The 25,274-nt window shown below is 49.1% G+C and carries 29 protein-coding genes and 1 pseudogene; 16 read left to right on the forward strand and 14 right to left on the reverse strand.

What is annotated here, in order from left to right:
- Positions 1 to 90 precede the first annotated feature (90 nt).
- Together mdtH and OGX99_RS22325 are read left to right on the forward strand one after the other, a co-directional pair.
- Positions 91 to 1,299, forward strand: coding sequence for a multidrug efflux MFS transporter MdtH (gene mdtH / locus OGX99_RS22320; RefSeq protein ID WP_151225235.1), 1,209 nt, complete (start codon positions 91 to 93; stop codon positions 1,297 to 1,299).
- 114 nt (positions 1,300 to 1,413) lie between these two features.
- Positions 1,414 to 1,974, forward strand: coding sequence for a lipoprotein (locus tag OGX99_RS22325; protein ID WP_187252652.1), 561 nt, complete (start codon positions 1,414 to 1,416; stop codon positions 1,972 to 1,974).
- Between the two features lie 149 nt (positions 1,975 to 2,123).
- Here OGX99_RS22325 and OGX99_RS23945 read toward each other — a convergent pair.
- The 4 genes and pseudogenes from OGX99_RS23945 to OGX99_RS22350 form a co-directional block, all read right to left on the reverse strand.
- A pseudogene (locus OGX99_RS23945) lies at positions 2,124 to 3,083 on the reverse strand (KPHS_23130 family T6SS system protein).
- A 70-nt stretch (positions 3,084 to 3,153) separates the two neighbouring features.
- Positions 3,154 to 3,384, reverse strand: coding sequence for a DUF6708 domain-containing protein (locus OGX99_RS22340; protein ID WP_252838149.1), 231 nt, complete (start codon positions 3,382 to 3,384; stop codon positions 3,154 to 3,156).
- A gap of 35 nt (positions 3,385 to 3,419) precedes the next feature.
- Positions 3,420 to 3,839 carry a hypothetical protein gene (locus OGX99_RS22345; protein ID WP_252838148.1) on the reverse strand — a complete coding sequence of 140 codons (420 nt, stop codon included), beginning with the start codon at positions 3,837 to 3,839 and terminating at the stop codon, positions 3,420 to 3,422.
- 23 nt (positions 3,840 to 3,862) lie between these two features.
- Positions 3,863 to 4,093: a hypothetical protein gene (locus OGX99_RS22350; protein ID WP_252838147.1), complete on the reverse strand. Its 231-nt coding sequence runs from the start codon at positions 4,091 to 4,093 to the stop codon at positions 3,863 to 3,865.
- A 264-nt stretch (positions 4,094 to 4,357) separates the two neighbouring features.
- Here OGX99_RS22350 and pyrC point away from each other — a divergent pair, with 264 nt between their 5' ends.
- From pyrC to OGX99_RS22385, 7 genes are all read left to right on the forward strand, one after another.
- Positions 4,358 to 5,404, forward strand: a complete 1,047-nt coding sequence (gene pyrC / locus OGX99_RS22355; RefSeq protein WP_151219672.1) for a dihydroorotase — start codon at positions 4,358 to 4,360, stop codon at positions 5,402 to 5,404.
- A gap of 65 nt (positions 5,405 to 5,469) precedes the next feature.
- The gene (gene dinI / locus OGX99_RS22360) at positions 5,470 to 5,715 is read left to right on the forward strand and encodes a DNA damage-inducible protein I (RefSeq protein ID WP_006685106.1); all 246 of its coding nucleotides are present in this window, start codon (positions 5,470 to 5,472) and stop codon (positions 5,713 to 5,715) included.
- Between the two features lie 339 nt (positions 5,716 to 6,054).
- Complete coding sequence (gene bssS, locus OGX99_RS22365; protein WP_003036154.1) at positions 6,055 to 6,309, forward strand: biofilm formation regulator BssS; 255 nt, start codon at positions 6,055 to 6,057, stop codon at positions 6,307 to 6,309.
- Positions 6,310 to 6,548: 239 nt separating this feature from the next.
- Positions 6,549 to 7,667, forward strand: coding sequence for an N-methyl-L-tryptophan oxidase (gene solA / locus OGX99_RS22370; protein ID WP_286545108.1), 1,119 nt, complete (start codon positions 6,549 to 6,551; stop codon positions 7,665 to 7,667).
- A 52-nt stretch (positions 7,668 to 7,719) separates the two neighbouring features.
- On the forward strand, positions 7,720 to 7,833 hold the full coding sequence (locus OGX99_RS22375) for a YceO family protein (protein WP_003036148.1): 114 nt from the start codon (positions 7,720 to 7,722) through the stop codon (positions 7,831 to 7,833).
- A gap of 260 nt (positions 7,834 to 8,093) precedes the next feature.
- Positions 8,094 to 8,660 carry a cytochrome b gene (locus OGX99_RS22380; RefSeq protein ID WP_151219670.1) on the forward strand — a complete coding sequence of 189 codons (567 nt, stop codon included), beginning with the start codon at positions 8,094 to 8,096 and terminating at the stop codon, positions 8,658 to 8,660.
- A gap of 1 nt (position 8,661) precedes the next feature.
- A complete protein-coding gene (locus OGX99_RS22385; RefSeq protein ID WP_151219669.1) occupies positions 8,662 to 9,237 on the forward strand; it encodes a YceI family protein in 576 nt (191 codons plus the stop codon).
- 46 nt (positions 9,238 to 9,283) lie between these two features.
- On the opposite strand, the gene trhO is transcribed toward OGX99_RS22385, so the two are convergent.
- Positions 9,284 to 10,336 carry an oxygen-dependent tRNA uridine(34) hydroxylase TrhO gene (trhO, locus tag OGX99_RS22390; RefSeq protein WP_286545110.1) on the reverse strand — a complete coding sequence of 351 codons (1,053 nt, stop codon included), beginning with the start codon at positions 10,334 to 10,336 and terminating at the stop codon, positions 9,284 to 9,286.
- Between the two features lie 220 nt (positions 10,337 to 10,556).
- Between trhO and OGX99_RS22395 the strand changes: the two genes are divergently transcribed.
- From OGX99_RS22395 to OGX99_RS22405, 3 genes are all read left to right on the forward strand, one after another.
- On the forward strand, positions 10,557 to 11,477 hold the full coding sequence (locus OGX99_RS22395; protein WP_151219668.1) for a Kdo(2)-lipid IV(A) acyltransferase: 921 nt from the start codon (positions 10,557 to 10,559) through the stop codon (positions 11,475 to 11,477).
- A 155-nt stretch (positions 11,478 to 11,632) separates the two neighbouring features.
- Positions 11,633 to 12,853, forward strand: coding sequence for a multidrug efflux MFS transporter MdtG (gene mdtG / locus OGX99_RS22400; RefSeq protein WP_187252659.1), 1,221 nt, complete (start codon positions 11,633 to 11,635; stop codon positions 12,851 to 12,853).
- Positions 12,854 to 12,934: 81 nt separating this feature from the next.
- A complete protein-coding gene (locus OGX99_RS22405; RefSeq protein ID WP_187252660.1) occupies positions 12,935 to 13,312 on the forward strand; it encodes a MysB family protein in 378 nt (125 codons plus the stop codon).
- Here the strand turns inward: OGX99_RS22405 and OGX99_RS22410 are convergent, their stop codons facing one another.
- The 3 genes from OGX99_RS22410 to mdoG all read right to left on the reverse strand — a co-directional run bounded on the left by OGX99_RS22410 (position 13,313) and on the right by mdoG (position 17,672).
- Positions 13,313 to 13,540: a YceK/YidQ family lipoprotein gene (locus OGX99_RS22410; RefSeq protein WP_087052693.1), complete on the reverse strand. Its 228-nt coding sequence runs from the start codon at positions 13,538 to 13,540 to the stop codon at positions 13,313 to 13,315.
- A gap of 75 nt (positions 13,541 to 13,615) precedes the next feature.
- Positions 13,616 to 16,144, reverse strand: a complete 2,529-nt coding sequence (mdoH, locus tag OGX99_RS22415) for a glucans biosynthesis glucosyltransferase MdoH (RefSeq protein WP_210904936.1) — start codon at positions 16,142 to 16,144, stop codon at positions 13,616 to 13,618.
- Positions 16,137 to 17,672: a glucans biosynthesis protein MdoG gene (mdoG, locus tag OGX99_RS22420; protein ID WP_151219666.1), complete on the reverse strand. Its 1,536-nt coding sequence runs from the start codon at positions 17,670 to 17,672 to the stop codon at positions 16,137 to 16,139. Before mdoG ends, mdoH begins: the two co-directional genes overlap by 8 nt.
- Before the next feature lie 271 nt (positions 17,673 to 17,943).
- On the opposite strand from mdoG, the gene mdoC reads away from it, so the two are divergent.
- Positions 17,944 to 19,104, forward strand: coding sequence for a glucans biosynthesis protein MdoC (gene mdoC, locus OGX99_RS22425; RefSeq protein ID WP_151219665.1), 1,161 nt, complete (start codon positions 17,944 to 17,946; stop codon positions 19,102 to 19,104).
- Between the two features lie 24 nt (positions 19,105 to 19,128).
- On the opposite strand, the gene OGX99_RS22430 is transcribed toward mdoC, so the two are convergent.
- The 6 genes from OGX99_RS22430 to csgB form a co-directional block, all read right to left on the reverse strand.
- The gene (locus tag OGX99_RS22430) at positions 19,129 to 20,568 is read right to left on the reverse strand and encodes a phospholipase D family protein (protein WP_187252662.1); all 1,440 of its coding nucleotides are present in this window, start codon (positions 20,566 to 20,568) and stop codon (positions 19,129 to 19,131) included.
- Entirely contained in the window at positions 20,552 to 21,094 is a 543-nt protein-coding gene (gene ymdB / locus OGX99_RS22435; RefSeq protein WP_151219663.1) for an O-acetyl-ADP-ribose deacetylase, read from the reverse strand. The genes OGX99_RS22430 and ymdB overlap by 17 nt, the downstream gene beginning before the upstream one ends.
- Before the next feature lie 101 nt (positions 21,095 to 21,195).
- Positions 21,196 to 21,516, reverse strand: a complete 321-nt coding sequence (locus tag OGX99_RS22440) for a YmdA family protein (RefSeq protein ID WP_151219662.1) — start codon at positions 21,514 to 21,516, stop codon at positions 21,196 to 21,198.
- Positions 21,517 to 21,668: 152 nt separating this feature from the next.
- Positions 21,669 to 22,001, reverse strand: a complete 333-nt coding sequence (gene csgC, locus OGX99_RS22445; protein WP_286545346.1) for a curli assembly chaperone CsgC — start codon at positions 21,999 to 22,001, stop codon at positions 21,669 to 21,671.
- Positions 22,002 to 22,061: 60 nt separating this feature from the next.
- On the reverse strand, positions 22,062 to 22,511 hold the full coding sequence (gene csgA, locus OGX99_RS22450) for a curli major subunit CsgA (RefSeq protein ID WP_151219661.1): 450 nt from the start codon (positions 22,509 to 22,511) through the stop codon (positions 22,062 to 22,064).
- A gap of 40 nt (positions 22,512 to 22,551) precedes the next feature.
- Positions 22,552 to 23,010, reverse strand: a complete 459-nt coding sequence (gene csgB, locus OGX99_RS22455) for a curli minor subunit CsgB (protein WP_151219660.1) — start codon at positions 23,008 to 23,010, stop codon at positions 22,552 to 22,554.
- Between the two features lie 761 nt (positions 23,011 to 23,771).
- On the opposite strand from csgB, the gene csgD reads away from it, so the two are divergent.
- From csgD to csgF, 3 genes are read left to right on the forward strand one after another with little or no spacing between them, the layout of a single operon-like run.
- A complete protein-coding gene (gene csgD, locus OGX99_RS22460; RefSeq protein WP_151219659.1) occupies positions 23,772 to 24,422 on the forward strand; it encodes a biofilm master transcriptional regulator CsgD in 651 nt (216 codons plus the stop codon).
- 4 nt (positions 24,423 to 24,426) lie between these two features.
- Positions 24,427 to 24,819, forward strand: coding sequence for a curli production assembly/transport protein CsgE (gene csgE, locus OGX99_RS22465; RefSeq protein ID WP_016152600.1), 393 nt, complete (start codon positions 24,427 to 24,429; stop codon positions 24,817 to 24,819).
- A gap of 25 nt (positions 24,820 to 24,844) precedes the next feature.
- Positions 24,845 to 25,258, forward strand: coding sequence for a curli production assembly/transport protein CsgF (gene csgF / locus OGX99_RS22470; RefSeq protein WP_003036084.1), 414 nt, complete (start codon positions 24,845 to 24,847; stop codon positions 25,256 to 25,258).
- Positions 25,259 to 25,274: the final 16 nt, after the last annotated feature.

The following is a 25,274-nucleotide window of genomic DNA, read 5'->3' on the forward strand; positions in this document are numbered from 1 at the left end:
GGGTGGGAAAAGCGATGACGACACCGCAGAATAGGAGGTGCTTATCTTTTAAACTCTATCCAGAGTGACGAGTTTTTCCCTGGAGGGGAAATGTCGCAAGTCTCGCAGGCAAGGAACCTGGGTAAATACTTCCTTCTCATCGATAATATGCTGGTCGTGCTGGGTTTTTTCGTCGTTTTCCCGCTGATCTCAATTCGTTTCGTCGACCAGATGGGCTGGGCTGCGGTGATGGTCGGTATCGCACTTGGATTACGCCAATTTATCCAGCAGGGATTGGGTATTTTTGGCGGTGCTATTGCCGACCGTTTTGGCGCCAAGCCGATGATCGTCACCGGCATGCTGATGCGCGCTGCCGGGTTCGCCACCATGGGTATTGCCCATGAACCGTGGCTACTGTGGTTTTCCTGCTTCCTCTCTGGGCTGGGCGGCACCCTCTTCGACCCTCCCCGCTCGGCGCTGGTAGTCAAGCTGATCCGCCCGGAAAAGCGCGGGCGCTTTTTCTCTATTCTGATGATGCAGGATAGCGCCGGAGCCGTAGTCGGCGCGTTGCTCGGCAGTTGGTTGTTGCAATACGATTTCCGCCTGGTTTGCGCCGTAGGCGCGATTTTGTTCGTTCTGTGCGCGGCGTTTAACGCGTGGTTGCTTCCGGCATGGAAGCTCTCGACAGTGAAAATTCCGGTGCGTGAAGGAATGAGCCACGTGATGCATGACAAACGCTTTGTCACCTACGTGCTGACGCTGGCGGGCTATTACATGCTGGCCGTACAAGTGATGTTGATGCTGCCTATCATGGTGAACGACATCGCTGGCTCACCGGCCGCCGTGAAATGGATGTATGCCATCGAGGCGTGTCTCTCTTTAACGCTGCTGTACCCAATTGCCCGCTGGAGTGAAAAACGCTTCCGCCTTGAGCATCGTCTGATGGCTGGTCTGTTGGTGATGTCACTAAGCATGATGCCGATCGGGCTGGTCGGGAATCTGCAGCAGTTGTTCACTCTGATTTGCACGTTCTATATTGGCTCGATCATCGCCGAACCGGCGCGTGAAACCCTCAGCGCTTCGTTGGCGAATGCCCGGGCCCGCGGAAGCTACATGGGATTCAGCCGACTGGGGCTCGCCATCGGCGGCGCAATTGGCTATATCGGCGGCGGCTGGCTGTTTGATATGGGTAAAGCGCTGGCGCAGCCTGAACTGCCCTGGATGATGCTCGGTATCATCGGCTTCATCACGTTCCTCGCGTTGGGCTGGCAATTCAGTCTCAAACGCCCAACCCGCGGTATGCTGGAGCCAGACGCCTGATAACCGAACCAGCGTCCAGACGTTTTTCAGTTTTTTCTGCTGGCGTCCGGGGCGCTGGTACTCGATGATGCTTTGTGTCACGATTACGCCACATGCATCATGTTGAGGAACCCCATGAAAAAGTTTTTTTTTGCCGCTGCACTGATTGTCGGCGGCCTGTTGGTTGGTTGTAATCAACTCACGCAATACACGGTTAGCGAGCAAGAAATTAATCAAGCCCTGGCAAAGCATAATAACTTTTCAAAAGACATCGGTTTGCCCGGCGTTGCTGAAGCACATATCGTACTGAATAATCTCGCCAGCCAGATTGGCCGTGAAGAGCCTAACAAAGTAACCCTGACCGGCGACGCAAACCTGGATATGAACTCCCTGTTTGGCAGTCAGAAAGCGACCATGAAGCTAAAGCTCAAAGCCTTACCGGTTTTCAATAAAGAAAAAGGCGCGATTTATCTGCAAGAGATGGAGGTCGTGGACGCCACCGTCACGCCGGAAAAAATGCAGTCGGTACTGCAAACGCTGATGCCTTATTTAAATCAATCGCTGCGTAACTATTTCAACCAGCAGCCAGCGTACATTCTGAAGGAAGACAGCAGCCAGGGTGAAGCGCTGGCGAAAAAACTGGCGAAAGGTATTGAGGTCAAACCGGGCGAAATCATCATCCCGTTCACCGACTAATAAAACTGAGGGCGCTGATGCGCCCTTTTTTTCGATATTACATTTATTCTGCAAGTAAAGTAATCGTGTGACCATCAAGTACGATCTTCCGGGCATCATCAGGATCGAACGCATCGCGTTTCACGATTAGCCGCCAGTTTCCCTTCTCCCTATCCGGATCGCGAAACAACGCGACTATCCGCCGGTTGAGCGGGTACCCAATCCAACGCCTGCGCAATATTCTCTGCCAGCGTTTCAGTAAAACTTTCCTCTACCCGTTGTAGTACTGCTTGTGGTGTCAGAATATGTTGGGTCAGGCGATTCCCCAGCAGCAGCGCAACAGCAGCTTCTCCAGTCCCTTCAGGCTTATCGGGATCAACCTGTAACGCAATAATGAGTAGCACTGTCTCTTCGCGGATTCGATCATCCAGCCAGTTGTCGACCACGCTCACTCCATGCCCGATAACAGGCTCCAGGCATTGACGTATATCGTAGTTTTCCCATGCGTTACGCCAGAGAGAATGCAACCGCTGGGCGGGTAATGACGTATTCACTTCAAACAGCAGTGCGACCGGGTGATTCTCCGGTAGTTACTTAAGATGGCGTGCAATTCCTGCGACTAATCTGTTAAAAATTTGCTGAATCAGGTCATCTCGCGTCATTCCGCTCTGGATTGGCAGCCTACTTAGACGATAACTGTTATTGCCGTGCCATGAAGGCTGCATATGCAAGATTTGTTTATTCTGGGTCAACACCCCCACTGATGAGATATTCGTCTGTTCAGGCTCGCTATGCGCGGTGATAAATGTACTGTGTAATATCTGTAACGCGCGCCGCCCACGTCGAACTTCACTTAACAACAGTTCTTCCCTTCGTTTATTCCAGGCGTTAGCCTGAATTAATGCCGGAAGATAAATCATCATGCGCAACCAGATTGCGGTTAGCCAAACGATAAATGGCAGCACGACCGCTATTATCCAGAATGCCGGTGCGTCAAATGACATTCCGGTAAAATACCCCCAACCGAAGCCAGGAATCAGTAATCCCGCAAGGCTTTTGAACCAACGGCTACCGATCGGAAAATCGGGTTTCTGAGCCGCAGGAGGGATCAGCTTTAATTTAACGGGCATGATTTATAATCGCTAAAGGGAAACGGGAACGGCAAAATACGGTAAAAACGGGCTTACAGTCTGGCGTCACTCACGGCGCCGTGCGGGATTCAGTGTCCATCTCTTCCGGCCAGTGAATATGTCCCCACTGCTGGGGATGCTCCGCAAACCGCGCTTCCTCTGGTACCGGCTGGTACTGCATATAGCGGCAGCAGTAGCACCACAACTCGCGGATCTCCACCGGCCATTCTGTCCACGGGTTCCAGCTGCTGCGCCGGTGTTCATAAATATAGATTTTCTGCCGTTTCCGGTTTAAACGCACAGGGGTACCACGGGGCGTGTGATAGGTCATTCTGATTAAAAGTTTAAAAAAGAGAGGAAAAAGACTACACCCATCATTGAGACTAGAAAAATTCTTATATCCCACCAAAATAATATAGGGCTAATTGAAAAGAAAAAAATAAACGGCACTAAGAGAAAGGCAAAAGTATCACCTCCGCTCCATGAAATCTGATTTTCATAACGGGGAATTTCCAGCCAGATATCATTCTTTTCATTCAGCCAGATAGTATTGGGCTCCACACCATGCTCCAGCCACTGAACCGGCAGATCCGCCTGCCATCTTTCCGCCTGCGGGCTCAGCACGGAGCGGCGATAGAAAGGGTTTCCAGGATGTTCTCCTGGCATCGTATCAGCGCTCTGGCACTGTTTAGTTGTTCCGCCGGAGGATACTGATGCACGACGCTGCGCTTTATTCCCTGATTTCTGATTAGCCATACTTCACCCCTTGATATTAATCGTTAATGACAGGACATCTTGCGGATTGTATTTATTTTTCCAGTAGGCACGGGTTTCACCCGCCCCTGGATAAGAGCCTGCGCGTCAAACTCTGCGCACCAGACGCCCCATGGATGCATAACGCCTATCCGGGAAATACCTTCATCATCGAGGGAGTTAATCAACGTTTGCTGCTGGAAGTACTGGGGAGAAAGGAGGATTCCTTTTGTCCACAACGGACGACAGATCTTCATAGCACCTCCTGTGCATTCGCGTTTCAATTCGGGCATAACGTAAATTAATACTTAAGCCAAAATTATTTGTTATGTAATTAATTATTATCATGCATATAATTACATTTGATAATAAAAAAATTTACGCACAACAACAAGAGCAAGAGGCACTAAACACAGCCGTTATTTCTATCTGGTACCGAGACTTTTTTACGTGCAAACGAAAACGTTTCCGCTTATCCTTTGTTTCCGGCAAAAAAGACTATCCTCAGCCGGAGCATATTGATGACTGCACCATCCCAGGTTTTAAAGATCCGCCGCCCAGACGACTGGCATCTTCACTTTCGCGACGGCGACATGTTAAAAACTGTCGTGCCTTATACCAGTGAAGTCTATGGTCGCGCCATTGTGATGCCGAACCTGGCTCCGCCCGTCACCACGGTTGACGCGGCTATCGCTTACCGCCAGCGCATTCTGGACGCGGTACCTGTCGGACACGATTTCACGCCATTAATGACCTGCTACTTAACGGATACGCTGGACCCCAACGAGCTGGAACGTGGATTTAACGAGGGCGTTTTCACCGCCGCAAAACTCTATCCGGCCAATGCCACCACCAACTCAACGCATGGCGTAACCTCTGTTGATGCCATCATGCCGGTGCTGGAACGGATGGAAAAATTAGGTATGCCGCTGCTGGTGCATGGTGAAGTGACGCATGCGGATATCGATATTTTCGATCGTGAAGCGCGTTTTATTGAAACGGTGATGGAACCGCTGCGTCAGCGTTTGACTGCGCTGAAAGTGGTGTTTGAACATATCACCACTAAAGATGCTGCCGAATACGTGCGGGACGGTAACGAGCTTCTGGCGGCGACCATTACGCCACAGCATCTGATGTTTAACCGCAACCACATGCTGGTCGGCGGGATTCGCCCGCACCTGTACTGTCTGCCAATCCTTAAACGTAACGTCCATCAACAGGCGCTGCGTGAACTGGTCGCCAGCGGATTTAGCCGTGCGTTCCTTGGTACCGACTCAGCGCCGCATGCGCGTCATCGTAAAGAATCCAGTTGCGGCTGTGCTGGGTGTTTTAACGCCCCGACCGCGCTGGGCAGCTATGCCACCGTGTTTGAAGAGATGAACGCGCTGGCGCATTTCGAAGCCTTCTGCTCACTCAATGGCCCGCAGTTCTACGGCTTACCGGTGAACGAGAGCTTTATTGAGCTGGAACGCCTCGAACACCGGGTTCCGGAGAGCATTGCGCTGAAAGACGATACGCTGGTGCCTTTCCTGGGTGGCGAAACGGTACGCTGGTCAGTAAAAAGCTAAAAAAAGTGTAGCCAATTGCTGCGGATAACTGTATAAATAAACAGTATATTCCACAGGGGGCTACTATGCGTATTGAAGTCACTATTGCTAAAACTTCACCTTTACCTGCCGGTGCAATTGACGCACTGGCGGGCGAACTCTCCCGTCGTATTCATCATCATTTTCCGGATAACGAAGGTAATGTTACCGTCCGTTATGCTGGCGCAAACAATCTGTCGGTCATTGGCGCGACAAAAGAGGACAAAGAACGCATCAGCGAGATCCTGCAGGAGACATGGGAAAGCGCAGATGACTGGTTCATCAACGAATAAATAATGATATGCAGTGATGTTTTTTTGCCGGGTCGCCCCGGCTTTTTTATACGCACTATCTTTTAATCAATCGCGCATTCCTTACAACGAACTTTTAATTTAATAATTAATTCCTGGTCATATTTTAACCATAACACCAAAATAATTGTGCAACATGCTAAAAAAAAATGAATAACATGTTGGTTTCTTAGTCAGAAAACGCTGAAAACAAAAAATTTATGCACTGCCCTCTTTAAATTTTCAATGAATACCCTTATTTATTGATATACTGAAGTTGCTTCAGAAAAAACGCATTGAACCTCGAAAACCGTTGTCTAGTAACACGAATTAGGGGGCATGATGGAAAAGAATAATGAAGTCATTCAGACTCATCCACTTGTAGGATGGGACATCAGCACTGTTGATAGCTATGATGCGCTGATGCTGCGTTTGCACTACCAGACCCCGAATCGCCCGGACCCGGATGGGACTGAAGTTGGTCAAACGCTCTGGTTAACCACTGATGTTGCCAGGCAATTTATTTCGATATTAGAAGCAGGAATCGCTAAAATTGAATCCGGCGATTACCAGGTAAATGAGTATCAGCGACATTAAACCTGATACATCCAACCATCAAAAGGCACCTTATCGGTGCCTTTCTTATTTCCAGGTTGAATATTCCGGGTCAGTTATTTACTCTGCTATACCTGTCATACTTCAAGTTGCATGTGCGTTGGCTTTCCTCGCTCACCCCAGTCACGTACTTATGTACGCTCCCGGGGATTCGCTGTGTCGCCGCCTTCCTGCAACTCGAATTATTTAAGGTATACTATCGCGATTGCAGAGAGAAGCGGATGAAATACGACTTAATCATTATTGGCAGCGGTTCCGTGGGTGCCGCAGCCGGATACTATGCCACTCGCGCCGGTCTGAAGGTACTGATGATCGATGCGCATATGCCCCCGCATCAGCAGGGCAGCCACCACGGCGACACTCGATTAATTCGTCATGCTTATGGCGAAGGTGAAAAATACGTTCCGCTGGTGCTGCGTGCGCAAACATTATGGGATGAACTGTCCACCCAAAATGAAGAGCCAATTTTTGTTCGCTCCGGTGTTATCAATCTCGGTCCGGCAGATTCCACCTTCTTAGCAACCGCGACGCAAAGTGCAAAACAGTGGCAACTCAATGTTGAACAACTGGATGCAGAAGCCATCATGGCTCGCTGGCCAGAGATTCGCGTACCTGAAAACTATATTGGCCTGTTTGAAGCCGAGTCAGGTTTTTTACGCAGTGAATTAGCGATTAAAATCTGGATCCGCCTGGCGGAAGAAGCCGGTTGTGCGCAGCTATTTAAATGCCCGGTCAGCGCAATTCACCACAGTGATGATGGCGTGACGGTAGAAACCGCCGACGGTGACTATCACGCGCAAAAAGCGGTGATTTGCGCCGGAACCTGGGTGCAGGCATTGGTGCCTGAACTACCAATACAACCGGTACGTAAAGTGTTCGCCTGGTATCAGGCTGATGGGCGCTACAGCGTTAAGAATAACTTCCCTGCTTTCACCGGCGAACTGCCAAATGGCGATCAATACTACGGTTTCCCGGCAGAAAACGATGAGCTAAAAATTGGTAAGCACAATGGCGGGCAGGTAATTCATTCTGCAGATGAACGTAAGCCGTTTGCCGCTGTCGCCAGCGACGGTTCTGAAGCCTTCCCATTCCTGCGCACAATTCTGCCAGGCGTTGGCTGCTGCCTGCACGGTGCGTCCTGCACCTATGATAACTCACCGGATGAAGACTTCATTATTGATACTCTACCGGAGCATGACAACACGCTGATCGTTACCGGGCTAAGCGGACATGGCTTTAAGTTTGCCTCCGTACTGGGAGAGATTGCGGCAGACTTCGCCCAGAATAAACCGTCTGACTTTGACCTGACTCCCTTCAGGTTGAGCCGCTTTAAGCGATAATAAATGGATGGCCTCGTTGATGAGGCCATTTTTAATGACAGGAATAACGTTGATGCGTCGCATCTTTCACTATCTGGTTAATAATATTCGCGAGCACCTTATGCTCTACATTATTTTATGGTCGCTGCTGGCAATCATGGATGTGATATATATTATGTTTTTTTAATCTTGTTGCGCTGACAATAATTGACACAAACTGATATTAACTTAAAATTCATTGCAATTAACTGAATAATAGAAACAACCCCAACCCCGTCAAATTAAGCCTTAACTTCCGCCACCCTCTGATTCCTTGATGATTACTTAATAATTCAATCAATTTTATTGAATTAAAAATAAATATCATCATCATTGTTATTTATTAGTTGCATTAATGTCTTTTCCGCGCCATTTTCATTCACTTCTGAAATATCTAATGGTGTGATTATGCAATTCAATAATAGTCCTCAGCGCTATGGCGTGGTGTCTGCCGCATTACACTGGCTGATTGCGATTGCTGTATATGGCATGTTTGCGCTGGGCTTGTGGATGGTCACACTCAGCTATTACGACGGCTGGTATCACCAGGCCCCAGAACTGCATAAAAGCATCGGCGTTCTGCTCATGTTAGGGCTGGTTATTCGCGTTGTCTGGCGGTGGATCTCACCACCGCCTCCTGCGTTGGCAAACTATTCCCGTTTTACTCGCATCGCTGCGGCTCTGGGTCACCTCGCGCTATACACCTTGCTGTTTTCTATTGTCATTAGCGGGTATTTGATTTCCACCGCTGATGGCAAAGCGATAAGCGTATTTGGCTGGTTCGATATTCCTGCGACCCTTGCTAATGCGGGCGCTCAGGCCGACCTCGCCGGTAGCCTGCATCTGTGGCTTGCGTGGAGCGTAGTGATTTTATCGCTTCTGCACGGCGTGATGGCGCTGAAACATCACTTTATCGATAACGACGATACCCTCAATCGCATGTTGGGAAAATCGTCATCTGACTATGGAGCTTAAAATGAAAAAAAACCTGCTGGGACTTACACTCGCCTCTCTGTTATTCACCACCGGGTCGGCCGTGGCGGCAGATTACAAAATTGACAAAGAAGGACAGCATGCCTTTGTTAATTTCCGTATTCAGCATCTGGGTTACAGTTGGCTGTACGGCACATTTAAAGATTTCGACGGTACGTTTACCTTTGATGAGAAAAACCCCGCAGCCGATAAGGTAAACGTGACCATCAACACCAATAGCGTTGACACCAATCACGCCGAACGCGATAAGCATCTGCGCAGCGCAGACTTCCTTAACGTTGCTAAATTCCCGCAAGCGACCTTTAACTCCACCAGCGTGAAAAAAGAAGGAAACGACCTTGATATCACGGGTAATCTGACCCTGAACGGCGTTACCAAGCCCGTTACGCTGGACGCAAAACTAATCGGTCAGGGCGGCGATCCGTGGGGCGGCACGCGCGCTGGTTTTGAAGCACAAGGGAAAATTAAGTTAAAAGACTTCAACATCACCACCGATCTCGGCCCCGCGTCTCAGGAGGTCGATCTGATCATCTCAGTGGAAGGTGTGCAACAGAAGTAACGTGTGAATGGCCGGATGGGGCTCAAGCCACCACCCGGCATAGCGACTATTGCGCAGGATCCGGAATCCCCAGTTTGGTATTCAGGCGACCGCGTGACTTATTAAAGATTTTGTTGCCATTTTCACGCCCCGCGCGACGACGGCGTTGCTCCTCTTCCGGCAACTCACTCTCTTCGCAACACTGCTCGCTACAGCAGCCTTTAAACTTCTGCGCACAGGACGGACACTGGATAAACAGCAGATGGCAGCCGTCATTTTTGCAATTTGTATGGCTGTCGCAGGCGGTTCCACACTGATGGCAATGCGCAATAACATCTTCAGAGATCCTTTCGCCCATCCGCTCGTCAAAAACAAAGTTTTTACCCACGAAGCGCACCGGAAGTCCCTGTTCTCGCGCCTTGCGGGCATATTCAATAATACCGCCTTCAATGTGCCAGACTTTACTAAATCCATTGTGTTTCATCCAGGCACTGGCCTTCTCACAACGTATGCCGCCCGTGCAGTACATAACGATTTTTTTATCTTTATGCTCCTGCATCATTTCAACCGCTTTCGGTAACTGATCGCGGAACGTGTCTGCCGGGATCTCCAGCGCATTCTCGAAATGGCCCACCTCATATTCATAGTGATTACGCATATCAATAAATACCGCGTCAGGATCGTCCAGCATGGCATTCACTTCCGCCGCCTTCAGGTAATCACCCACGTTGCTGGCATCAAAGTTCGGATCGTCAATCCCATCCGCCACAATGCGTTCGCGCACTTTCATACGTAGCACCCAGAAAGATTTCCCGTCATCATCCAGCGCGATATTCAGACGTAATCCGTTTAATGCGGGGTCAAACGCATACAGTTGCTGGCGGAGTGCCTCGACATTGCTTTGCGGCACGCTGATTTGCGCGTTGATGCCTTCATGGGCAAGATACACGCGCCCAAAGACGTTCAACGCAGTGAACATCTGGTACAACGCATCTCGTGTGAGTTGAGGATCATTGATCGTGAAATATTTATAGAACGAGATGGTTGTGCGCGGCTCAGTCTCGGCCAGCATTTTGGCTTTAAGAACATCGTTTGAAATGCGGTTGTGTAACACTGGCATGGTGTACGTATCCTGCAAAAAGGGAGAAAATGAAAATCGGCGGCATAATAAAGCAAACATCGCCAATTTACATCCACACATTTTACGCTACATTTCTTACTCCATTATAAAATCGCAACAACAATTGCTGATTTAATCACCACTCTCCCGTCGCAAATTTTTGATACGCGCGAAAAAATGCGACAATACAGGGAATTGGTCGTTTGAAGACAGGATAGACATGACGAATTTACCCAAGTTTTCGGCTGCGTTACTGCATCCACGTTATTGGTTAACCTGGCTGGGCATTGGCATCCTTTGGTTAATCGTGCAGTTACCCTACCCGATTCTTTATAAGTTAGGCTGCGCATTAGGTCGACTGGCGTTACGTTTGATGAAACGTCGGGCTAAAATTGTTTCCCGTAATCTTGAACTGTGCTTTCCACAGATGGGCGAACATGAACGCCAGCAGATGGTCGTCAGGAACTTCGAGTCTGTGGGCATGGGCGTGATGGAAACTGGAATGGCCTGGTTTTGGTCCGACAAGCGCATTTCACGCTGGACAGAAGTTATCGGGATGGAACATATCCGCGACGTTCAGGCGCAAAAGCGGGGAATTTTGTTAGTGGGCCTGCACTTTTTGACTCTGGAACTGGGTGCGCGCCAGTTTGGCTTGCAGGAGCCGGGGATCGGCGTGTATCGCCCTAACGATAACCCGCTGCTCGACTGGCTACAAACCTGGGGGCGTATGCGCTCGAATAAATCAATGCTCGATCGTAAAGACCTGAAAGGAATGATTAAAGCGTTGAAAAAAGGCGAAGTGGTTTGGTATGCGCCGGATCATGACTACGGTCCTCGCGCCAGCGTGTTTGTCCCGCTTTTTGCTGTTGAGCAGGCCGCAACAACCTCCGGAACATGGATGCTGTCACGCATGTCGAACGCCTGCCTGGTACCGTTTGTTCCTCGCCGCAAGCCGGACGGCAAAGGATATCAATTGATTATGCTGCCTGCGGAGTGTTCACCACCGTTAGACGACGCGGAAACTACGGCGGCGTGGATGAATAAGATCGTTGAACAATGCATCATGATGGCGCCAGAGCAGTATATGTGGCTGCACCGACGCTTCAAGACGCGTCCCGAAGGCTCCCCTTCCCTGTACTAAAGCACTGTTGCAGTCCACTGGACTGCAACCCCTTTCCTACCCACTTTAGGTTTAACTGCTATCCGCATTGCAGCAACTATCTACCAGGCGCATAATTAGCCTGCTTACTTATATTCAATCGATAGCGCAAACAGCGCGCCACACTGCGGAACGCTATGTCACCCACAGAAGCTCCCATAAACTGGAAACGTAACCTCACCGTTGCCTGGCTGGGTTGTTTTTTAACCGGCGCAGCATTTAGCCTGGTTATGCCCTTTTTACCCCTCTATGTCGAGAGTCTCGGCGTCACAGGTCATAGCGCCCTGAACATGTGGTCAGGCCTGGTCTTCAGCATCACTTTTCTCTTTTCCGCCATCGCCTCTCCTTTCTGGGGTGGTCTTGCCGATCGCAAAGGGCGAAAAATCATGCTGCTGCGTTCCGCGTTGGGCATGGCTATTGTGATGCTGCTGATGGGCCTGGCGCAAAATATCTGGCAGTTCTTGATCCTGCGAGCACTATTGGGGCTACTCGGCGGTTTCATTCCCAACGCCAATGCACTGATCGCCACCCAGGTTCCGCGCAATAAAAGCGGATGGGCGCTGGGAACGTTATCAACCGGTGGCGTCAGCGGCGCACTCCTCGGACCGCTGGCAGGAGGCTTACTTGCCGACCAGTATGGGCTACGCCCCGTTTTCTTTATTACCGCCAGCGTGCTGCTACTCTGCTTTATTCTGACGTTATTTTTTATTCGCGAGCATTTCCAGCCGGTGAGCAAGAAAGAAATGCTGCACATTCGCGAAGTTGTAGCCTCGTTAAAGAACCCCAAACTGGTGCTGAGCCTGTTTGTTACAACGCTGATAATCCAGGTAGCAACCGGCTCCATCGCGCCAATTCTGACGTTGTACGTTCGGGAACTGGCTGGCAACGTCAGTAATATCGCTTTTATCAGCGGCATGATTGCCTCTGTACCTGGTGTAGCTGCGTTAATTAGCGCTCCAAGGCTTGGCAAACTCGGTGACCGAATTGGCCCAGAGAAGATCCTGATTGTTGCTTTGGTCATTTCCGTGCTGCTGCTTATTCCAATGTCGTTTGTACAATCGCCCTGGCAACTTGGCGTGTTGCGCTTTTTATTGGGTGCAGCCGACGGGGCTCTGCTCCCGGCGGTACAAACGCTGCTGGTCTATAACTCGACCAATCAGATCGCCGGGCGTATTTTCAGTTATAACCAGTCATTTCGTGATATCGGCAACGTAACGGGGCCGTTAATGGGGGCGGCAATATCCGCCAACTATGGTTTTCGCGCCGTGTTCTGCGTGACCGCGGGCATCGTGCTGTTTAACGCTCTCTACTCGTGGAATAGCCTGCGCCGTCGCCGAAGCGCTGAGGCCGCGGGATGAATTTCGTGTATTCATACTTGCAATATCGCAGAATCAACTATTATTTCCCTGAATGCTTCATTAAATCAAAGGGAGACTCCGATGACCATGTATGCCACGCTGGAAGAAGCCATTGATGCCGCTCGTGAACAATTTTTGGCAGATAACCCCGATCTTGAACCTGACGAAGCCAGTGTCGGGCAGTTAAACGTACAAAAATACGTGCTACAGGATGGGGACATCATGTGGCAGGCGGAATTTTTTGCTGACGAAGAGAGTGATGAAGGCGAATGTCTGCCAATGCTGAGCGGTGAAGCGGCGCAGAGCGTTTTTGATGGCGACTATGACGAGATTGAAATCCGTCAGGAGTGGCAGGAAGAAAACACCCTTCATGAATGGGATGAAGGTGAATTCCAGCTGGAACCTCCCCTTGATACTGAAGAGGGTCAAACCGCAGCCGATGAATGGGATGAGCGATAGTTACTCGTAAGGTCCATGATGAATATCGAGCGGTAGCAGCAACGTATCAAACACCAGCGAAAAAGGCAGGTCGAGAATGGTGACGTAGCGCCATGCGGAGTCGCGGACATCCCATTGCACGCCCGGATAGTATTGGTTTCCGTGCCCTTGTCCTGGGATGGTTCGGCTAATAATACTGCCGCATCCGCTCAGGAAGAACACCATGATCCCCACAGCTAATATTCGCACCTGATACCTCCCGACTCTTTTATTCAGTATAAAAAAATACCGGCACCAGGCCGGTATTTTCACGTCATAGAACGCTTATTCTTTCCTGAGCGCCAGCGGGTTCAGAGTCAGCCCCTGATAGTAATTCACCCAAGAAGAATACTTATCAGGTGAATTCCAGACGCGGTAATGTAATCGCGCCATCGTTACTGGATCGCTCAACAAGACCAGGCGGCGGTCACGGTTCAGTTTCTCCGGCGTTTCGTTCAGCGCCTGCTCCACATGACGGTCGCGGGCTATCTCAAGCACGTTGCTGGCACGGTGACGCGCAGTCGCCATTGCCGTTGCCAGAGCGTTAAACGACGGGTTAAACACCGCATGCATAAAGCCGTCGTTCAGCGTACGATTGCGGTTCATCACCAGGTAGGTATCTGTATCTACCAACACCTGCGGCGGAGAATATTCTTCCGGGATCAGGAACAGCTTCCAGCGCTTGGTACGTAACCCAACCGTGGAACGACTGGAAATCACGGAAACAAACGGCGACAGGATCAGCGAGAAAACGATTGGTGCCAACCAGAACAGGAAACGCAGATCCAGCCAGGCCATACCCACAGCCCACACCAGCCCCAGTAATAACTGAGAGCCGTGACGCATAAACGCTTCCCCCCACGGGGTGGAATCGTCATCACGCTGCGGGGAATTCCACACGACTTCCCATCCGAGGAAAGCGCTCACGACGAAGACGGTATGGAACAGCATACGCACCGGTGCCAGCAGCACGGAGAACAGAACCTCCAGCAGCAGCGACAGCGTAACGCGGATGAACCCACCGTACTCTTTCGTCCCTTTACACCAGATGAGCAAAATACTCAGCAGCTTCGGCAGGAACAGCAGCACCATCGTCGAAGCAAACAGTGCGATCGCCAGTTCAGGACGCCACTGCGGCCATACCGGGAACAACTGGCGTGGTTGCAGGAAGTACTGCGGTTCCGTTAACGCGTGAACCACCTGTAATGCCGTAGACAGCGCGAGGAACATAAACCAGAGTGGCGCGGACAGATAGGACATAACGCCGGTCAGGAATACCGCGCGGTGAACCGGGTGCATCCCCTTAACCAGGAACAGACGGAAGTTCATCAGGTTGCCGTGGCACCAGCGTCGGTCACGCTTGAGTTCATCCAGCAGGTTCGGTGGCAGCTCTTCATAAGAGCCCGGCAGATCGTAAGCAATCCACACGCCCCAGCCGGCACGCCGCATCAACGCCGCTTCCACGAAGTCATGGGAGAGGATCGAGCCCGCAAACGAGCCTTCGCCCGGTAACGGCGCAAGCGCACAGTGCTCGATAAACGGCTTCACGCGGATAATTGCGTTGTGGCCCCAGTAGTGTGATTCGCCTAACTGCCAGAAGTGAAGTCCGGCAGTGAACAGCGGCCCATACACACGGGTCGCAAACTGCTGGCAGCGCGCATACAGCGTATCCATACCGGAAGCCTTCGGTGAAGACTGGATAATCCCGGCATTCGGATTGGCTTCCATCAGGCGTACCAGTCCGCTCAGACAGTCACCGCTCATTACGGAGTCCGCGTCCAGCACTACCATGTAGCTGTACTGATTTCCCCAGCGACGGCAGAAGTCATCAATGTTGCCGCTTTTACGCTTCACGCGACGACGACGACGACGGTAGAAAATTTGCCCCTCGCCCTGCACTTCGGCAATCAGCTCCATCCACGCTTTTTGTTCTGCTACGCAGATATCGGGGTTGTAGCTGTCGCTCAGGATGTAAACATCGAAATGCTCAGCATTGCCCGTTGCTTTGACCGACTCCCACGTGGCACGAAGTCCCGCGAAAACGCGGTCAACGTCCTCGTTACAGATAGGCATAATCAACGCGGTACGGTGTTCAGGATTCAGCGGTTCATCCCCTACCGTTGAGGCAGAGATACTGTACTTATCTCGTCCAATCAGCAGTTGCAGGAAGCCCATCAGCGCGGTCCAGAACCCCGCTGATACCCAACAGAAAAGCACGGCAAACAAAATAAGGATGCCGGTCTGGAGCATGTAAGGCAGCAGTTGCATAAAGGAGACCCACAAATCCTGCCCCATCATGTCTGCAGGATTAATGAATGCCCACCCCTGGTACGGAAGGATTGTCTTCATATACCAGGTTGCGACGACCGTTTGCGCCAGTGTTAAGATCAACAGCGTATAGCGACGAATGGTGCCAACGGTACGCCATTTTTGCTCGCTCACTTGTTCTTCTTTCGTCAAACGAGAAAGATAACGCGGCGTCACATCACGCCCTCGCAGACGATCCCAAAAACGGCCGACCGGGTTGGTACGCCAGGGATCGGGGAACATAGAGGTGCGCGTTGCTTTTGGCATAGCCTGTAGCTGATCGCGCCCTTCATCGTCCTTAATCAACTGATCTTTAGCCAAAGAATCCGGCCATGCTTGCTCAAGGCGAGCTTTTACAGAACCCTGCGGTGAATCATCTTCGCGCGAGTACGTACGATGCTCAGCATCCAGCGCCTGATGAACGGCGCGGATGTCAGTTTTCGGCAGTGCCGCTTTTTCGATATCCGAAAGCGGCATTGCATCAATATACTCAGTTGTCTTATTCATTGGCAGGTAACTGGTAGCTCCAGGTTTCACTCAGCGTCTGATCGGCATTGACCAGGGCAGCACGCATTTCAGTGGTTTTCTTCACGTCTTTCACTTTCACGCGCAATACCAAACGCCAACCTTTAGTGACCGGATTGTAGCGCACGGTGTTTTCAACGATTTCACCGTTGTCGCCAATACTGGTTTGTGCGGTAACAGGCGTATCCTGCGGCAGCTTTTTCATATCGGTGCCAGTAAAGTCCACCACAAACGCGATGGTACCGTCAGGCTGACGAATCAGGTTGGACTGTTTAACATCACCGGTAGAACGACGGGTCTGTTGTACCCAGGCATTATCAGGCGCATGAAGCTTGTCTTCATCGCGCGTGAACGTCAGGGTATATTTAAAGTTCATTTCTTTACCGGCTTCAGGCAGCTGATCCGGCGTCCAGTACGCAACGATGTTATCGTTCGTTTCATCGTTAGTTGGAATTTCAACTAACTCAATCTTACCTTTGCCCCAATCGCCTTTTGGCGTGATCCAGGCGCTTGGGCGCAGATCGTAGCGATCGTCGATGTCTTCAAAACGCGAGAACTGACGGCCACGCTGCAACAGACCGAAACCTTGCGGATTTTCCATAGCAAAGCTGCTCACCGCGAGATGTTTCGGGTTGTTCAGCGGACGCCAAATCCATTCGCCGTTGCCAGCGTGGATGGACAAACCGTTAGAGTCATGCAGTTCTGGACGATAGTTAGTCGTCGGAGAAGGCTGGTTTGGACCGTACAGGAACATACTGGTTAACGGTGCAACGCCAAGTTTGCCCACTTTGTCGCGCAGATAAACCTTGGACTGAACATCGACTACCGTGTCACGACCAGGAATGATGACAAAGCGATACGCTCCGGTTGCACGCGGAGAATCCAGTAAGGCATAAATGGTTAAACGTTTATCAGTTGGTTTCGGACGCTCGATCCAAAACTCACGAAAGCGGGGAAATTCTTCACCAGAAGGCAGAGCGGTATCTATCGCGAGACCGCGCGCAGAAAGGCCGTAGACCTGGCCTGCACCCAGAACACGGAAATAGCTGGCACCGAGCATGCTGACGATTTCGTCGTTTTTATCTTTGCTGTTGATCGGATACAGCACTTTGAACCCGGCGAAACCGAGATCTTTTACCGTGTCTTTATCATGCTGAACATCGCCGAAATTAAAGTAATCTGGGCTGTATTTGATTCTTTTCACCGCAGTAGCGGTCACTTCGTTGATTTTGACCGGCGTGTCGAAGTACATACCCTGGTGGTAGAACTCGAGCTTAAATGGGGTCTTAAGATTGCTCCAGTAGGCTTTATCATGATTAAACTGGATCTGCTGATAATCCGCATATTTCATGTCGCGGAAAACGGAGGGCAAGTTACTTTTTGGCGCCTCATAGCCTTTATCGGCTAAGGATTGAGCTTGTTTTGCAACATCATCAATGCTGAATGCCCAGCTCGATGATGTGTACAGCGTTAACATGACTGCTGCACCCAACCAACGCATTTTCATCATTTGTAGTTTATGTTTCATAATTAGTAAGCACTTCCCCCTTTGTGTGCTTATATTGATCCGATCCATTTTAATGGATAATCGGGTATTCCGACAACTGAATCCCTGTATTGTTCGCGCGCTGGCTTATGGTTTAAGCAGGTTCGTCTGCCTGTTTTCACTTTGCGTGCTTATCCTGGAGACAGGTTGTTAGACTTCGTGTAGGGTTGCCTTCGAATGTAACCATTATTCGTCTTAGGGATAAGACGAAAAGTCTGAGAATACATAACTGTCTATGAGCTCTGTATCACCACCACGCGAATATTTTCTTGACTCCATCCGTGCCTGGCTAATGTTGTTAGGGATCCCGTTCCATATTTCATTGATCTACTCCACCCACACCTGGCATGTGAACAGCGCAGAACCATCGTGGTGGTTGACCTTGTTTAATGACTTTATCCATGCTTTTCGCATGCAAGTCTTCTTTGTCATTTCGGGTTATTTTTCCTACATGCTATTTCTACGCTATCCGTTAAAGCGCTGGTGGAAAGTACGAGTGGAACGCGTGGGGATCCCGATGCTAACTGCGATTCCATTGCTTACGCTACCGCAATTTATCATGCTGCAGTACGTGAAAGGAAAAGCAGACAGCTGGCATACTCTCAGCAGCTACGAGAAATACAATGCGCTGGCCTGGGAGCTGATTTCCCATCTGTGGTTTTTACTGGTTCTGGTGGTGTTAACGACCGTAAGCATGTGGATGTTCACCCAGATGAAAAACAGATTAACGCAAAGCGACATCGGCAGTTCGCCTTCGGTGTCGATGACAAAATTAACGCTGATTTTTGCAGTGCTTGGTATCGGTTATGCCGCCGTCAGAAGGACTATTTTCATCTTTTATCCTTCGATTCTCAGCGACGGTATGTTCAATTTTGTCGTTATGCAAACGCTGTTCTATGTGCCTTTCTTTATGCTCGGCGCGCTGGCGTTTATCAATCCTAATTTGAAAGCGCTGTTTACCACACCGTCGCGCGGTTGCACGCTGGGAGCCGCATGCGCATTTGTCGCCTATCTGCTCAATCAGCGCTATGGTAACGGTGATGCCTGGATGTATGAATCTGAATATGTCATTACCATGGTCATGGGCTTGTGGATGGTGAACGTCGTCTTTTCACTTGGTCACCGCTTACTGAATTTCCAGTCAGCCCGCGTGACCTATTTTGTCAACGCATCCCTGTTTATCTATCTGGTGCATCATCCGTTAACACTGTTTTTTGGCGCTTACATTACTCCGCATATCTCGTCGAATCTGCTGGGTTTTCTCTGTGGTCTACTGTTTGTGGTCGGGATTGCGGTAATACTGTACGAAATCCATTTACGCATACCGGTGCTGAAGTTTCTCTTTTCGGGTAAACCACCCGTTAAGCAGGATAAAAACAAGGCCGTAGCCCGTTAGTTTTTCTTTCAACCATTGAGTGATTCAGAGCAACCACTCAATGGGTAACACTGACGCCAGCTTGACCAGCACCCGCTTCCAGAATCCTGTGGCGGGTTCTTTTTTCAGTACCTGTTCACTGCCAGAAAGTCGGTCGACCCAATTAATTCTTCCCCAACGGTCGAGGCGTAGTTGCCAGGCCATATCTCGCTGGCTTTGCATAAACCGCTTATGAATCAACTCTGCCAGCACTTCACTTTCAATCACAAATCCCATTTCCGTATTAAGCAGTGTTGAACGGGGATCAAAATTAAGCGAGCCAATAAACACTTTGCGATCGTCAATGCTGAAGGTTTTCGCATGCAGGCTGGAACCTGAATTACCGGTTAACCCACGATCGTGAACGACCGGGACGCGATCAAGGTTCGGTTTGAGTTCGTATAATTCCACGCCGTAGCGCAGCAGTTTTTTTCTCCAGCGTGCATAGCCAGCATGAACGATTGCCACATCATTCGCCGCCAGTGAATTGGTTAAAATGGCGATCTTGACGCCTTTTCTTACCAGTTTCAGGAGCTGCGCTACACCGGCGCGAGTCGGCACAAAGTAGGCTGAAATGATATCAATACGTTCGGTCGGCGAACCCATCACGTCAAACAAACGCTGTGGTAACAGCGAGTGACGCGGTGCTTTCCCTTCTCCTTTTGCAGGATCATCACTCAGCAAACGCGTTTTTGCCCAAACCAGCGGCAGCGACCGTTGATCAAGATGGGTCATAAAATGGCTGGTTTCCAGCTTGTGCTGATAGCGACGGGTAATATCATCGTTATACCAGGATTCGGGCAGCTCAATATGGCGCACAGAATCTGGCTCAGACATCTCAAGCACATTTTTTAACGTTGAAACCGAGCGGCAATGCCAGTAACGCTCAAAATCATCGGCGACATCTTTAACCACCGGCCCAATAGCCATGACGTCCAGATCCGAAAACAGCGGTTGTTTTCCCGCGCCAAAATAGGCATCGCCAATATTACGCCCACCCACGAGGGTCACCACGCCATCAGCGGTATAACTTTTATTGTGCATACGCCGATTAAGTCGGGCAAAGTCAGTTAAATAGCCGAGGGCACGCAGAATGCGAAACGAAAAAGGGTTAAACAGGCGAACTTCTATATTCGGGTGGCTATCCAGCAGGCGCAGCGTGTCATCCAGCCCTGGCGTATTATTATCATCCAGCAGCAAACGCACACGTACGCCACGCTTCGCCGCAGCCAGCAGCACGGAAAAGAGCAATAGCCCGGACATGTCGCTTTCCCAGATGTAATACTGCACATCCAGAGTACGCTCTGCCATTTCCGTTAACCGATAACGAGCAGCAAACGCATCGAGGCTGTCATCCAGCGCAAGAATGCCGCATTCTCCCGGGTGGTTTTCACAAAGTGGCGTGATGGCACGCTCAAGTCGCGTCATATCAGTCCGTGTTAGCATCGTCTTGCTGGGTCAGCAATCTCTTGTAAAGTTGGGCGCTTTCTTCATCAAAACACACGAAGAAGATTTGATCGGGCAGTGCGCGGCGGGTAATAAATTTCAGCACCGTATTTACCGCTATTTCTGCTGCCGCCGCGCGGGGATAACCATAAGCCCCGGTGCTGATTGCCGGAAAAGCAATGGACTGATAGCCATTGGCTAAGGCTAGTTGCAAGCTATTCAAGTAAGCCTCTTCGAGGCGTTCAGCTTCATGATGATCGCCGCCCTGCCAGACGGGCCCCACTGTGTGGATCACCGCTTTGGCGGGCAAATTTCCCGCCAGGGTGATCACCGCATGACCTGTTGGGCATTCACCCTGTTGCTGGATAACCTGCTTGCAGGCCGCCAGCAACGCAGGTCCGGCAGCGCGATGGATTGCACCATCGACGCCACCGCCGCCCAATAGCGATGGATTCGCTGCGTTGACAATCACATCAACAGCGATCGTTGTAATATCGCCATGTAACACATGAACACGTGATTGCATAAGTTCCCCCCTGACAAAACACTATTTGCTAAGTGTACAGCAGGGTTTTCCCGGAAATCTCACTTTTTAACCACACGTGTGCATATGTACGCCAGAATGATTCATTTATATTCAATGTTAAGAATTGCCATGTTTTTCTGTTCATTGAGATAGTGCATTTTGACTGTGGCAATTTGCTGCACATTTTGAGGGGCAGTCGCGACCTGTTGCTGATTGTAGAGACTATTACGAGTGGTGCCGTCGCGCATACATGACAATTCAATTTGCTGATGCCGAGCGTTAACATCGCAAGGTGATTCAACTATTGCACCGCGAAAATGAATAACCCCACCGGTTGAGATTTGCTGCGCCATTGCGGGGAGGGTAAAAAGAGAAATGCTGCACAAGCTGATACTTAGAAAACGCTTTAATAATGTACACATAAGGGTTCCTCAATGATTAGCCATCCTTGAGGGATCGAAATGATCCTTCACCGCTGTGATTAACGATCAAATTAAAACGTTTACACGTTTCTATATTCATAGAACAGCAGTGCATTCCCAGCCACACCCTTAATGCAAATACAGCAAAAAAATCATGGGTGACTGTTTGAGTCTGGCCATTGCTGAGACAGATGCAGAGACTGCCCATCCGAAACGGTAACGATAATTTTGACCGAATCCTCAGGTGAAATATTAAAACTCAGTTTGGTTAATTCAATCGGCCGATTAGCGGGGACTGAAAGGCTTGTTTTCTGCTGCGATTGACTTTGCCCCCCCTGCCCTTTACGTATGGCAAGGACTTGTACCTCACATACGCACGGTTGAGCTAACGTCACCTGAGAAATAATGGTGTAGATATCACCTTGCTGAGTTGTATTGAATGTTATTTGATTTGCCAGCGCGGCAATGAGTAAGAGCGTATGCATCATATTCTCCCGAAAAAAAACAGGGCTCACGCCCTGTTTATTATCAGTCAGAAAACTGAATTAGTGTTGGTTAGCAGTAGCGTTGTTGCCAAAGCCAACCTGCTGAATCAGCACATTGGAGTCAGAAGCTGTCTGATTAACCAACGCACCGTTGCGGCCCCCGAACTGGGTCACGCTAATATCAGCATTTTTTGCATTCCACTGATCGATAGTGGCACTGTTCTGGAAGCCGGTCTGTTTCAGGCTGATAGTACTGTCATCAGCACCCTGGCCAACAACAGCTCCGTTACCACGCCCGTGTTGTGTGATGGTGACATCTGATTTACGCGCATCACTTTGCAAAGCATTCGCAGAGTTGCTTGACCCATATTGATAGATACTCAGTGAAGAGTCTGGGCCATAATTACTGCCGCCACCATGATGATTGCCGCCCCATTGCGGAACAACACCAGCCAGAGCACTGCCAGAAACAACGATTGCTGCGAATGCTGCCACTTTTAAAAGTTTCATGGTAAACCCCCATCGGATTGATTTAAACGTCGTTAATGGATTAGCGTTGAGTCACGCGAATTGCCATTTGCGACTGTCTCTGCACCACAACTGCTGTTTTTTGTGTACCGTACTGGGTAATATTGGCTTTATTACCAGAACCTTTCTGGATAATCACCGCCGTATTACCGTATGAACCTTGTTTAATACTCGCATCATTGGAACTACCCGCTTGATCAATATATGCAAAGTTATATGATCCCGTCTGGTCTGTTTTCGCCCGATTACCAGAACCTTCTTGCGAAATGACTGACAATAACTTCGAGCCCCCCTGGCGAGTATTTGCACTGTTCGCAGTGCCAACCTGACCAATAATGGCTGCCTGATTAAATGAAGACTTACTTAATTCATTTACCGCAAAGTTATATTCTGAATTAGCCAAATCATAACTTGTCGTCGCGGCTGCAATCCCAGGCACACCCAGCATTGTAAACATCATAAATAACAACTTGTTTTTCATGTTGTCACCCTGGACCTGGTCGTACATAAAGTAAAATTAATTACCACTCAAATTGTTGTTAACATGACTTACATTTGTTAACGCCACGTTACGATGAAGAGTATGTCTGCGGAAACATTTTAAATAACTCACCCGCCAGTTGTATTTTTATATTAAGATTCACCCCAAAGTACTAATTAACAGTGAACAACACCGTTGCAGCTCTGGATTTTATTTCTTTTTTAACCCGGAAAATGAATTTCTATGCAGTAACATAAAAAACGCGCTTTCCGTGTTTTCTGGGCTTCGTAGCGAGGTACTTCGATAGTTAACGGTACAAGTCGTGACAACTGTCATTTTTTTTCATCTAAAATTGTCCAACTTCAAGTGAGACAAAAAAACCTGAATTCACTAGAAATAAAAAACCATCTAATCATAAATTTAATCATTATTAATCAATAACATATTATAATTTGTATGATTTTTTAAATCTATGCAATAAAGCTAAAATGTACAACTTTACTATCAAATCTAAACTCCTGGAAAACTCAAAAATCACATTTTAATATATAAATTTACATCCTGTAACATGTTTAACACTTGCTTTAAGATTTGTAATAGCTAGATTGAAATCAGTTGAAGTCCATTTGTTTTAATATTTTCACCCCATTGGGTCGATATTTTATTTCTACACAGCAGTGCAACATCTGCCAGTACTTCTGGGGTCTCTATTTTAGGTGAGGCAACTGTCAGGTGTGCGACTAAAAAAGTGGAGTTTCATCATGTTTAATGAAGTCCATAGTATTCATGGTCATACATTATTGTTGATCACAAAACCTTCCCTGCAGGCAACTGCGTTGTTACAGCATTTAAAACAATCGCTGGCGTTAACCGGAAAACTACATAATATTCAACGTTCTCTGGATGATATTTCCTCCAGCTGCATTGTTCTACTGGATATGATGGAGGCAGATAAGAAACTGATCCATTACTGGCAAGATAATTTGAGCAGAAAAAACAACAGCATAAAGACTTTATTATTGAATACCCCAGATGATTATCCTTATCGGGATATTGAAAACTGGCCGCATATCAATGGCGTATTCTATGCAACGGAAGATGAGCAGCGTGTCGTCAGCGGATTACAAGGTGTATTGCGTGGCGAATGCTACTTTTCACAAAAGCTCGCCAGCTACCTAATCACGCATTCCGGGAACTACCGCTATAACAGCACGGAGTCGGCATTACTTACGCACCGTGAAAAAGAGATCCTTAATAAACTGCGTATTGGCGCCTCAAATATTGAAATCGCGCGTTCACTATTTATCAGTGAAAATACGGTGAAAACACATCTTTATAATCTTTTCAAAAAGATAGCTGTCAAAAATCGTACGCAGGCGGTTTCGTGGGCCAATGATAACCTCAGGCGATAATGCCATGAAACGCTATTTGACCTGGATTGTGGCAGCAAATCTGTTCCTTGCTGCCGGGAATCTACACGCGGCTGTAGAGGTGGAGGTTCCCGGACTGTTGACTGACCACACTGTCTCTTCCATTGGCCATGATTTTTATCGGGCCTTTAGTGACAAGTGGGAAAGTAAGTACACAGGAAACTTAACCATTAATGAAAGGCCCAGTGCACGTTGGGGAAGCTGGATCACCATAACTGTCAATCAGGACGTTATCTTCCAGACTTTTTTATTCCCGACGAAAAGAGACTTCGACAAAATTGTGGTCTTCGCATTGGCAGAAACTGAGGAAGCATTAAATCGTCGGCAAATAGATCAAACACTATTAAGCACGAGCGATTTAGCGCGAGATGAATTCTAAAACATGATTTTGTCCGGAGGCTTTCATGCGTGTCAAACATGCAGTGGTTTTGCTCATGCTGATTTCACCATTAAGTTGGGCCGGAAACATGACGTTCCAGTTCCGCAACCCTAACTTTGGTGGCAACCCAAACAACGGCTCTTTTTTACTGAACAGCGCCCAGGCGCAAAACTCGTATAAGGATCCGAGTGCTGGCGACTACGGGATTGAAACCCCATCAGCGCTGGATAACTTTACCCAGGCGATACAGTCGCAAATACTCGGTGGTTTGCTCACCAATATCAATACCGGTAAGCCGGGAAGGATGGTAACCAGCGATTTTATCGTTGATATCGCCAACCGGGATGGACAACTGCAATTGAATGTCACGGACAGGAAAACGGGGAGAACGTCGACTATTGAAGTGTCGGGTTTACAAAATCAGTCGACGGATTTCTAAATTATAGCCACGAAAG

It is taken from the genome of Citrobacter sp. Cu096 (genome assembly GCF_030332285.1).
Lineage (GTDB): Bacteria > Pseudomonadota > Gammaproteobacteria > Enterobacterales > Enterobacteriaceae > Citrobacter > Citrobacter meridianamericanus.

Coding starts and splice junctions, on each gene's coding strand:
- mdtH (WP_151225235.1), top strand. CDS start 91: ATGTCGCAAGTCTCGCAGGCAAGGAACCTGGGTAAATACTTCCTTCTC.
- OGX99_RS22325 (WP_187252652.1), top strand. CDS start 1,414: ATGAAAAAGTTTTTTTTTGCCGCTGCACTGATTGTCGGCGGCCTGTTG.
- OGX99_RS22345 (WP_252838148.1), bottom strand. CDS start 3,839: ATGGCTAATCAGAAATCAGGGAATAAAGCGCAGCGTCGTGCATCAGTA.
- OGX99_RS22350 (WP_252838147.1), bottom strand. CDS start 4,093: ATGAAGATCTGTCGTCCGTTGTGGACAAAAGGAATCCTCCTTTCTCCC.
- pyrC (WP_151219672.1), top strand. CDS start 4,358: ATGACTGCACCATCCCAGGTTTTAAAGATCCGCCGCCCAGACGACTGG.
- dinI (WP_006685106.1), top strand. CDS start 5,470: ATGCGTATTGAAGTCACTATTGCTAAAACTTCACCTTTACCTGCCGGT.
- bssS (WP_003036154.1), top strand. CDS start 6,055: ATGGAAAAGAATAATGAAGTCATTCAGACTCATCCACTTGTAGGATGG.
- solA (WP_286545108.1), top strand. CDS start 6,549: ATGAAATACGACTTAATCATTATTGGCAGCGGTTCCGTGGGTGCCGCA.
- OGX99_RS22375 (WP_003036148.1), top strand. CDS start 7,720: ATGCGTCGCATCTTTCACTATCTGGTTAATAATATTCGCGAGCACCTT.
- OGX99_RS22380 (WP_151219670.1), top strand. CDS start 8,094: ATGCAATTCAATAATAGTCCTCAGCGCTATGGCGTGGTGTCTGCCGCA.
- OGX99_RS22385 (WP_151219669.1), top strand. CDS start 8,662: ATGAAAAAAAACCTGCTGGGACTTACACTCGCCTCTCTGTTATTCACC.
- trhO (WP_286545110.1), bottom strand. CDS start 10,336: ATGCCAGTGTTACACAACCGCATTTCAAACGATGTTCTTAAAGCCAAA.
- OGX99_RS22395 (WP_151219668.1), top strand. CDS start 10,557: ATGACGAATTTACCCAAGTTTTCGGCTGCGTTACTGCATCCACGTTAT.
- mdtG (WP_187252659.1), top strand. CDS start 11,633: ATGTCACCCACAGAAGCTCCCATAAACTGGAAACGTAACCTCACCGTT.
- OGX99_RS22405 (WP_187252660.1), top strand. CDS start 12,935: ATGACCATGTATGCCACGCTGGAAGAAGCCATTGATGCCGCTCGTGAA.
- mdoH (WP_210904936.1), bottom strand. CDS start 16,144: ATGAATAAGACAACTGAGTATATTGATGCAATGCCGCTTTCGGATATC.
- mdoG (WP_151219666.1), bottom strand. CDS start 17,672: ATGATGAAAATGCGTTGGTTGGGTGCAGCAGTCATGTTAACGCTGTAC.
- mdoC (WP_151219665.1), top strand. CDS start 17,944: ATGAGCTCTGTATCACCACCACGCGAATATTTTCTTGACTCCATCCGT.
- OGX99_RS22430 (WP_187252662.1), bottom strand. CDS start 20,568: ATGCTAACACGGACTGATATGACGCGACTTGAGCGTGCCATCACGCCA.
- ymdB (WP_151219663.1), bottom strand. CDS start 21,094: ATGCAATCACGTGTTCATGTGTTACATGGCGATATTACAACGATCGCT.
- OGX99_RS22440 (WP_151219662.1), bottom strand. CDS start 21,516: ATGTGTACATTATTAAAGCGTTTTCTAAGTATCAGCTTGTGCAGCATT.
- csgC (WP_286545346.1), bottom strand. CDS start 22,001: ATGCATACGCTCTTACTCATTGCCGCGCTGGCAAATCAAATAACATTC.
- csgA (WP_151219661.1), bottom strand. CDS start 22,511: ATGAAACTTTTAAAAGTGGCAGCATTCGCAGCAATCGTTGTTTCTGGC.
- csgB (WP_151219660.1), bottom strand. CDS start 23,010: ATGAAAAACAAGTTGTTATTTATGATGTTTACAATGCTGGGTGTGCCT.
- csgD (WP_151219659.1), top strand. CDS start 23,772: ATGTTTAATGAAGTCCATAGTATTCATGGTCATACATTATTGTTGATC.
- csgE (WP_016152600.1), top strand. CDS start 24,427: ATGAAACGCTATTTGACCTGGATTGTGGCAGCAAATCTGTTCCTTGCT.
- csgF (WP_003036084.1), top strand. CDS start 24,845: ATGCGTGTCAAACATGCAGTGGTTTTGCTCATGCTGATTTCACCATTA.